Raw genomic sequence first — 2,162 nt, forward strand, 5'->3', positions numbered from 1 at the left:
GGTGTAGCGCGCAGCCAGCGGCAGATCGCGGAGCCAGACGACTTCGACCTCGGTATCGGCGTATTCGTAGACGCAGGCCACGACGTGCCGGGCGTCGTTCGCCTCGTATCGGCGATCGTTGATCACCCATTCCGATGGCGTGACCCGACGCAGCACATATCTAGGATCTGGATCTCCGGACATGAAATTCCTCCAAGACTCTCTCCCCCACTGCCGATGATCCACGCTGAGATCCGAAGATCACAGGGGCTTGACAGGTGAGAAGAGGTGCTTCGGAGTGCCGTGTCAGCCGGTCGGCCGAATGGTCAGGTCGGTGAGAGCGGCGTCGTCGGGCAGATCGAGCGCGGTGAGGATCGTCGTCGCGACCGAATCCGCAGCGATGAATCGCGCAGGATCGTAGTCGCGACCCTCCTGCTGGTGCACGCGCTCCTGCATCGGCGTCGCGGTGCGCCCCGGATAGATCGACGTCACGAGCACACCGTGCTCGGCCTCTTCGGCGCGCAGCGAGTCGGCCAGGGCCTTGAGACCGTGCTTCGACGCCGCATACGCCGACCACCCGGCGTGCGCGTGCAGCCCCGCGCCGGAGTTGACGAACACTATCCGCGCATGGGAGACGCGCAGAAGGGGCAGCAGGAGCCTCGTGAGTTCCGCGGGCCCGACCAGATTGACCGCGAGCTGACGCTCCCAGAGAGTGGCGGACAGATCCGCGACCGGTCCGAGATCGACGACGCCGGCGACATGGACCAGAGAATCGATGCGTTCGGGCAGCGGCTGCTTCGACAGCGCCCATGAGAGCCGACCAGGCGTCGACAGGTCGCCGACCAACGCGGAGGCACCGGGCAGCGATGCGGTGATCTCCTTGGCGCGGCCCGCATCACGGGCGAGCACCACGACCTGATCACCGCGGTCGAGAAGTCGGCGCGCCAGGGCAGCGCCGATACCGGAACCGGCACCGGTGATCAGGTGAACGCGCATGTCAGCCGCGGTCTGCGGCGGCGGGATCGGCGAGCTCGAAGGGAACGACGGGGCAGTCCTTCCACAGACGCTCGAGGCCGTAGTAGACGCGCTCCTCCTGGTGGAAGACGTGCACGATCAGGTCACCGAAGTCGAGGAGCACCCAGCGGGCCTCGGCACGGCCTTCGCGGCGCACCCGCTTGTGCCCGGCTTCGAGCAGTTGGTCTTCGATCTCGTCGGCGATGGCGGCGACGTTTCGCTCGCTGTTTCCGGTGACGAGCAGGAAGATGTCGACGAGCGGCAGGGGCTCCGACACGTTGAGCGCGACGAGGTCTTCACCACCCTTCGATACGGCGGCGTCTGCAGCGATCTGCAGCATCTCTTCGGCGGTTTCAGGTGACTGCATCAGAACACATTCATGGAGAAGGCGACGATCAGGGAAACGCCCAGCGCGAGCGCCAGACCACCCGCCACGATCGCGAGGATGAGCATTAGCTTGTTGCCTTTTTCGGGGGCGGGCGGGCGGATGACCTCGCCGGCGGGCTTGATGGTGCTGACCGCCGAGCTTGCGGCGATCGGCGTGGGAGAGGAGGCAGGAGGCAGTTCGCCATCGATGAGGACGGCATCCACATCCTTGCCGTCGGTGGTTCCGTGAGCGTGTCCCTGCGAGCCGAGGCCCTTGGGAAGCCCGTACGACCCGGTCACGAGGAGCTCTCCCNNCGAAGGACGGCACGAACGGCTTCTTCGTCTCGGCGGGATCGCTCAGCAGCTCCTGTCCGAACGCGGGGCTGACCGTGGGGCGTTCGTCTTCGGTGATGTCCGAATCATCGGCCTCGTCGACATCTGCCAGCACGTCGTCGGTCTCGGCGAGATCGTCGTCGCCGTCATCGTCGACAGGAGTCTCGATCTGGATGCCGAGAGCGGCGACCGCGACGGCGACGTCCTGCTTCTCGTCGTCCTCGGCCTTCGCCTCAGCGACAGCCTCGTCGTCCGCCGCGGCGGACGGCTCCGGCGTGAACGGGAACGCGTCGCTGCTGTCGACACCTGCAGAGGCACTCACCGGCGCGGGAACCGCCACGTCGTCGGCTGCATCGTCGTCATCGACGTCGGCATCCGCGGGCGCTGCCGGAGTGAAGGCGGGGACCGCGGTCACGAGACCGGGCGCCTCGGGAAGCGGCTCGACAGCAGCGATGACCGGCCCGTCGTCG

The 2,162-nt window shown here is 67.0% G+C and carries 3 protein-coding genes; all 3 read right to left on the reverse strand.

The features are described from left to right. Positions 1-285: 285 nt before the first annotated feature. The 3 genes from J7E68_RS16910 to J7E68_RS16920 are packed head-to-tail and all read right to left on the reverse strand — an operon-like array spanning position 286 to position 1,659. Positions 286-975: an SDR family oxidoreductase gene (locus tag J7E68_RS16910; RefSeq protein WP_215174542.1), complete on the reverse strand. Its 690-nt coding sequence runs from the start codon at positions 973-975 to the stop codon at positions 286-288. A gap of 1 nt (position 976) precedes the next feature. Next, positions 977-1,360: a ribosome silencing factor gene (gene rsfS / locus J7E68_RS16915; protein WP_215174552.1), complete on the reverse strand. Its 384-nt coding sequence runs from the start codon at positions 1,358-1,360 to the stop codon at positions 977-979. After that, positions 1,360-1,659 (reverse strand): hypothetical protein, encoded by a 300-nt coding sequence (locus J7E68_RS16920; RefSeq protein WP_215174554.1) that lies wholly within the window; start codon positions 1,657-1,659, stop codon positions 1,360-1,362. Before J7E68_RS16920 ends, rsfS begins: the two co-directional genes overlap by 1 nt. Between the last annotated feature and the right edge of the window lie 503 nt (positions 1,660-2,162).

This window comes from Microbacterium sp. ISL-103, assembly GCF_018613995.1.
Classification (GTDB): domain Bacteria; phylum Actinomycetota; class Actinomycetes; order Actinomycetales; family Microbacteriaceae; genus Microbacterium.